This window comes from Mycobacterium sp. (genome assembly GCF_052144515.1).
Classification (GTDB): domain Bacteria; phylum Actinomycetota; class Actinomycetes; order Mycobacteriales; family Mycobacteriaceae; genus Mycobacterium.
Genome location: NZ_JBKQQD010000316.1, coordinates 1 through 5,841 on the forward strand (window position 1 = coordinate 1; position 5,841 = coordinate 5,841).

The following is a 5,841-nucleotide window of genomic DNA, read 5'->3' on the forward strand; positions in this document are numbered from 1 at the left end:
CACCGCGAAAATTGCGCCATCCGGTGACCCCGGGTCCCGATCCGTGCAGGAACAGCAGCGCCGTGCCTTCTCCGGCCTCGTGATAACGCAAGATGCCGTCGGGGGTTGGTATCTGACGCAGGGCCGCTCGTAACTGAGATCGATTGATGACGCCGTCACTACACCTCCGGGTCGCAGCTGCTATCGACAACGTTGTCACGCGGCCGAAGCAGGTCTCTAGCGCTGTTCCGATCAGTGGGCGAGCGGCGCAGTCTGCGTGGGGTCCATGGTGCCACTCCTATGACACCAGCCCGCCTGGAGACTTGGGCTCAATGGTGTCGAGATAGCGCTCGAAGGCGTCGATTAGTGAGCGGTGCGCCATCGTCACCTGCACACCTTGCTCGAGCGTAAGCACCTTGGGGATGCTGGTCACCAGAAGCACCATCGCGTCTGGTGGGAAGAGTTCGTCGAGAAACGTCAAACTGCGGTACTTCGTCTTGAGCGCCCGGAGTTGGACCTTCCGAATTTGCTCGGTCCCGTCCGAGATGAGGGGGAGGAGTGAGGGTCGGCGCGCGCCGAGCGCCATCATCTCCGTGCCGAAGGCTCCTGCGGCTTCACTCCAGCTGTACTCCCAGAGCACCCGTAGCGGTTCGTCCGGACGGCTCTTCAGTCCGTCGTTCCAACGAGCGATGTCTCGATCGATCAGACGCCGGATCATGGCCGCGAACAAGGCGTCGATCGTCGGAAAGTAGTACTGAACGAGGCCGGGAGTCACACCGGCGCCTGCGGCCGCTACCCGGTAACTCACCTTGGCGTGGCCGTCCTTGAAGAACACCCGCTCGACGGCGTCGAGCAGCTGCTTTCGGGTCGCCTCCGCGCCCAGCCGGCGATTGGCTGCCGTCTTTCCCACCTCCGAGTGCCAGGGCCGCCTTCAAACGTCGGTCGTCGTGGACGGGTCGGTCAACGCGGCGACGCCGCTTCGCAGGTCATCATCGAGTGCGATGCCGAGGCTGTCCAGCATCGAAGCCAACATCGCGTAAGACCCGGCCGTGAAGATGACGTCCAGAATCTCCTGACCGTTGAGGTGCTCGGCGAGTTCCTTCCAGGTCGAATCCCCCATGACCCCGTCGAGTACGAGTTCGTCGACGGCGCGCAGTAGGCAGGCGTCGCCCGCGCTCCACGTCGGCGCGTCCGGACCCCAAGCGATCCAAGAGATCTCGATGTCGGACATGCCCGCATCGCGGGCCATGAACAGGTGCTGCGCCCACTCGTGGGTGCACCGCCTCAATGCCGCCACCCGCATGATGACGAGTTCCCGTTGACGTTCGGTCAGGCTGGTGGTCAACAGCAGATGGGCGTTCAGGGTGAAGAACGCCTTTGCCAAGCGGGGGTGATGCGCCATCGCGCCGAGCACGTTGAACCCGCTGGGGCGGCCCGCGCTGGTCAGGGTGTAACGCGCTCCCGGCGGTGGCATGGCCGCCAGCGCATCGCGCATCTCTGGAGGCCAGCTCTTCACCGGTGGCGGATCCAGCCGTGCCATCACGCAAGTCCTTTCATGCCACGCGATGGGGTGCACCACCCGTTGTCATTGAAACACGCTTGTATAGCTGGAAATTCAGTCGATTTGACGGAAGCCTTGCGCTTGTACACCTGTATAGACTATACAGGTGTACAAGCGGGGCCGGTAGCCCCCTGTGGAGTGGGAAGGAGCCTTGGTGGCGAGCGAGGAACAGCCTGTTGGAAATCGAACGTCGGCGGTGGCGGATGCAGGCCGGGTGGACGCAGTGGACCTGGAAGCCGCCGACTTCTTCACCGACACTGCGCTCGTCACCGATCCGTACCGATACTTCGACACGCTGCGATCCCGGTGCCCGGTGCATCCCGTGGCCCATCGGGGGGTGGTCGCGGTCACCGGGTACGACGAGGCGGTCGAGGTCTACCGTGACGCGGCCACCTATTCGTCGTGCAACTCGGTGGGCGGGCCCTTTCCGCCCGTCGTGACTCCGTCGCCCGAGGTCACCGACATCACCGAGGTCATCGACAGCTCGCGCGACCAGTGGCCGTTCAGCGAGTTCATGGTGACCATGGACGGGGAGCACCACGAAGCGCAACGCAGTCTGTTGCGCAAACTGCTCACCCCGCGCCGGTTGAAGGAGAGCGAGGCGGCGCTGGCCGGGATCGCCGACCGTTGCATGGACGCCTTCATCGGCACCGGCCGGTCCGAAGTCGTGAGCGAGTACGCAAAGCCGTTCACCACGTGGGCGATCGCCGACCTGCTCGGTGTGCCCGAGGAAGACCGCGCGGAGGTCCAGCAGGTCTTGGTGGGCAGCACGATCAGTGTCGTCGGGCAAGAGGAGACACTTCCGGTCAACCCGCTGGAGTTTCTTTTTCAGAAGTTCGGGGACTACGTCGAGGACCGGCGTGAGAACCCACGTGACGACATCCTGACCCAGTTGGCCAGCGCCACCTATGAAGACGGCTCGCTGCCAGAGGTCGATGCCATCGTGCGTACGGCGACGTTCATTTTCGGTGCGGGCCAGGACACGTCGGCCCGGATGCTCGCCGCCGCACTTCGAGTCATCGCGGAGGACAGGGAGATTCAGCAACGGCTGCGAGCCGACCGCAAGCTCATTCCCGAGTTCATCGAAGAAGTGCTGCGGCTGGAGAGCCCGACGATGAGCGATTTCCGGATGGCCCGCGTCGCGACCAGCCTGGGCGGGGTCGACATCGCGGCCGGTACCACGGTGATGATTCACCCGGGGGCCGCCAATCGTGACGACAGCCGTTTCGAGCGGCCCACCGAGTGTCTGCTCGGGCGCCACAATGTACGCGAACACATCGCCTTCGGCCGCGGCGCCCACTCCTGCCCGGGTGGCCCGCTGGGCCGTGCCGAGGGGCGCGTCTCGCTGGAATGCTTCCTGGACCGCACCAGCGACATCTCGCTCTCCGAAGCCGACCACGGACCTGAAGGTGAGCGCCGCTTCGACTACGACCCCACCTTCATCGTCCGTGGTCTGAGCAACCTGCACCTGGTGCTCACCCCGGTTGACTGACACGACACTCGACAGAGAGCAGGATCCATGAGCAGAGTCGCCGTGGTCACTGGCGGAGCGTCCGGTATCGGTGCCGCCATTAGCCGACGTCTGGCTCGGCGGGGCGACAAGGTCGCCATCCTCGATCTGCCGGGTGACACGCTGAGGCAGCAGCTCTCGGCACTGCAGGACGAGGGTTTCGACGCACGGGTATACGAGGCCGACGTCACCGACCGGTCGGGCGTGCAGGAGGCGATCGCTTCGGCCCGAAAGGAACTCGGCCCGATCCACATCGCCATCACCAGTGCAGGCATCACCTCCTACGCGGCGTTCACCGAACTCAGCATCGAACAGTGGAACCGCACGCTGGCCATCAACCTGACCGGGACCTTCAACTGCATCCAGGCCGCGATTCCCGACATGATCGAAGCCGGCTGGGGCCGAGTCGTCACCATCTCCTCGGCCGCCGGACAAGCCGCGGCACCCGGACAAGCCGACTACGTGGCCTCCAAGGGTGGCGTCATCGCACTGACCAGGGCATTGGCGGCCGAGTTCGCCGGCAACGGGATCACCGTGAACACCATCCCACCAGCACTCGTCGACACCCCAATGGCCCGCGCCGCCGAAGCGGACGGCAGGCTGCCCGCCAGCCTGGACGACATCGGGGCGATGCTGCCGCTCAAGCGAGTCGGTACCGCTGAGGATGTCGCCGCCGCGTGCGAGTTCCTGTGTTCCGAGGACGCTGGCTACATCACCGGGCAACAGATCAACGTCAACGGCGGGATCTACATGTGATCGAACGCGTCACCGTCCACGTGAACCCGCGCCCGTGTGAAGGGCACGGCATTTGCACCGAGCTGTCGCCCGAGGTATTCGACCTCGGCGACGAGGACGGCGTGACCGTCACCGACGCCCACCCCGACGAACAGCACTGGGGCGACGTGCGTGCCGCCGTCGCAGCGTGTCCCCGCCAATCCATCACACTTACCCACCAGAAAGATCACGCTGACCCACCAGAAAGAAAGTGCGCAATGAACGAGTACGGGCCCCTGACGAAGAAGGTCATCGAGTACCAGGACACCGTGAAGCGGTTGGTGCCCACCGCGAAGACGCCCGAAGACTGGGTGGCACCGCTGGGTGAATTCATCGCCGTCGACAGGTTCGAACGAATCGGTCCGTTCCTCGACGTACAAGACTTCGCGCAGTACACCGAGATGGTGAACGGGTGGGCACAGGGCACCCAGGGCTTCGACACCACCGTGCGGCGCATTTCCGAACTGCCGCAACGCGTCTACTTCGAGGTCGAAGAACGCCACCAAATCGGTGACACCAAGCTCGTCGTGAACTCCATGAACGTCTTCGAGTTCGACGAGGACGGAAAGGTCTGCCACCTCGACGTGTTCCTCCAGCAGCCGTCTCCCGCCGGATAGGAAACGGCGGCAACGACATTCGAAGAGGAGAGCGCACTGATGGGCAAATTGGACGGCAAGGTCGCGGTGATCACTGGCTGCGCGAGCGGACTGGGTAAGCAGCACGCCCTCCGCTTTGCCCACGAAGGGGCCAATCTGGCCATTTGTGACGTCCAGGAGGAGAAGCTGGCGGAGACGAAGCGACTCTGCGAGGAGATCGGCGCGGAGGTCGTGGCGGTGCGCTGCGACGTTGGGCGCTACGACGAACTGGTTGGTTTCGTCGAGAAGACGGTCGAACGGTTCGGCACGGTGGACATCCTGCTCAACAACGCCCACCAAATCACCGATCTCCGCCGCTTCCTGGACTTCAGCGTGGAGGATCTCGACATCGAGTTGCAGACCTCACTATACGCCACCTGGCACATGATGAAGTTGTGCTTTCCCCATCTGAGGGACAAGCCCGGTGCCGGCGCATCCATCATCAACACCTCCTCCAAGGGCGGCATCGAAGGCACGACATTCCACGCCGGCTATGCGCCCGCCAAGGAAGCGATTCGAGGATTGTCGCGAGTGGTCGCGCGCGAGTGGGGCGAATACAACATCCGGGTCAACACCGTCAGTCCCGGGGGATGGACCGACAACGTCGACAGCCAACTGCACAAGCGCAGCCCCGAGGTTCGGGAATGGGCGCGGGCCGCATTCAAGGACAACCCGTTCAAGCGAATCGGGGATCCGTACGACGACGTCTCCCCGATCTTCGTTTTCCTCGGCTCCGACGACAGCCACTGGATGACCGGCCAGAATCTGCACGCCGACGGCGGAGTGTGGATCAGCGCATAATCCGCGGGCACGGGCACACTGAATGGTGAGCTTTGACTACATCATCGCCGGAGCCGGGTCCGTCGGCTGTGTGCTCGCCAACCGATTGTCTGCCGATCCGGGCGTGAGCGTGCTGCTGCTCGAGGCGGGAGGTGGCGACCGCAACACACTGTTCGGGATTCCCAAGGGTTCCGGGAAGCTGTTCGACAGCCCCGTTATGCCTCGGTCAGACGCCGCAGCAAACTGAAGGTAAGTCGAAGCATGACGGAATCATCCGACACCCCGGATACGCCCGCCAAGCCGCAGGACTACGCCGGTTTGCGCGCCGAATTGGCCACGCTCGTCAACGATTTCTCGCCCCTGATCACCGAGCTGTGGCCTCGCCTGGAAGACCACAAGTACCGGTGGGAACTGCATATCTACGGGCTGCGGGACGGATACCACAAGGTCGTTGTCACCGATATCATCGGCACGACATCAGCACCAACGGAACGCAAACCGTCTGGGGTTGACACTGGGCGCAGGTGTGGTGGTGGTTTGCCTGTTCGGCCTGTTGGGTGGGGTGGTTCGGGTGGTGGCGGGTCGAGGGCGATACGAAGCCT

Annotated in this window: 7 protein-coding genes and 2 pseudogenes; 6 read left to right on the forward strand and 3 right to left on the reverse strand. The window is 63.9% G+C overall.

Annotated features, from left to right (window positions below; translation table 11 throughout):
• From ACLP9N_RS21475 to ACLP9N_RS21485, 3 genes and pseudogenes are all read right to left on the reverse strand, one after another.
• Positions 1-148: pseudogene (locus ACLP9N_RS21475) on the reverse strand (alpha/beta fold hydrolase); the annotation flags it as partial.
• Between the two features lie 129 nt (positions 149-277).
• Complete coding sequence (locus ACLP9N_RS21480) at positions 278-889, reverse strand: TetR/AcrR family transcriptional regulator (protein ID WP_442409303.1); 612 nt, start codon at positions 887-889, stop codon at positions 278-280.
• A 21-nt stretch (positions 890-910) separates the two neighbouring features.
• A complete protein-coding gene (locus ACLP9N_RS21485; protein WP_442409304.1) occupies positions 911-1,519 on the reverse strand; it encodes a carboxymuconolactone decarboxylase family protein in 609 nt (202 codons plus the stop codon).
• A gap of 244 nt (positions 1,520-1,763) precedes the next feature.
• On the opposite strand from ACLP9N_RS21485, the gene ACLP9N_RS21490 reads away from it, so the two are divergent.
• The 6 genes and pseudogenes from ACLP9N_RS21490 to ACLP9N_RS21515 all read left to right on the forward strand — a co-directional run.
• Positions 1,764-3,032, forward strand: coding sequence for a cytochrome P450 (locus ACLP9N_RS21490; RefSeq protein ID WP_442409308.1), 1,269 nt, complete (start codon positions 1,764-1,766; stop codon positions 3,030-3,032).
• 27 nt (positions 3,033-3,059) lie between these two features.
• Positions 3,060-3,806 carry an SDR family NAD(P)-dependent oxidoreductase gene (locus ACLP9N_RS21495; RefSeq protein WP_442409305.1) on the forward strand — a complete coding sequence of 249 codons (747 nt, stop codon included), beginning with the start codon at positions 3,060-3,062 and terminating at the stop codon, positions 3,804-3,806.
• Positions 3,803-4,441, forward strand: a complete 639-nt coding sequence (locus tag ACLP9N_RS21500) for a ferredoxin (RefSeq protein ID WP_442409306.1) — start codon at positions 3,803-3,805, stop codon at positions 4,439-4,441. The genes ACLP9N_RS21495 and ACLP9N_RS21500 overlap by 4 nt, the downstream gene beginning before the upstream one ends.
• Positions 4,442-4,480: 39 nt before the next feature.
• A complete protein-coding gene (locus ACLP9N_RS21505) occupies positions 4,481-5,260 on the forward strand; it encodes an SDR family NAD(P)-dependent oxidoreductase (protein WP_442376789.1) in 780 nt (259 codons plus the stop codon).
• Positions 5,261-5,282: 22 nt separating this feature from the next.
• A pseudogene (locus tag ACLP9N_RS21510) lies at positions 5,283-5,450 on the forward strand (GMC family oxidoreductase); the annotation flags it as partial.
• Between the two features lie 50 nt (positions 5,451-5,500).
• A partial coding sequence (locus ACLP9N_RS21515; RefSeq protein ID WP_442409307.1) for a hypothetical protein occupies positions 5,501-5,841 on the forward strand: 341 nt, incomplete at its 3' end.

What these genes read in the sequence shown, in the direction of transcription:
- ACLP9N_RS21485 (WP_442409304.1), bottom strand. Translation starts at nt 1,519, where the DNA reads ATGGCACGGCTGGATCCGCCACCGGTGAAGAGCTGGCCTCCAGAGATG.
- ACLP9N_RS21495 (WP_442409305.1), top strand. Translation starts at nt 3,060, where the DNA reads ATGAGCAGAGTCGCCGTGGTCACTGGCGGAGCGTCCGGTATCGGTGCC.
- ACLP9N_RS21505 (WP_442376789.1), top strand. Translation starts at nt 4,481, where the DNA reads ATGGGCAAATTGGACGGCAAGGTCGCGGTGATCACTGGCTGCGCGAGC.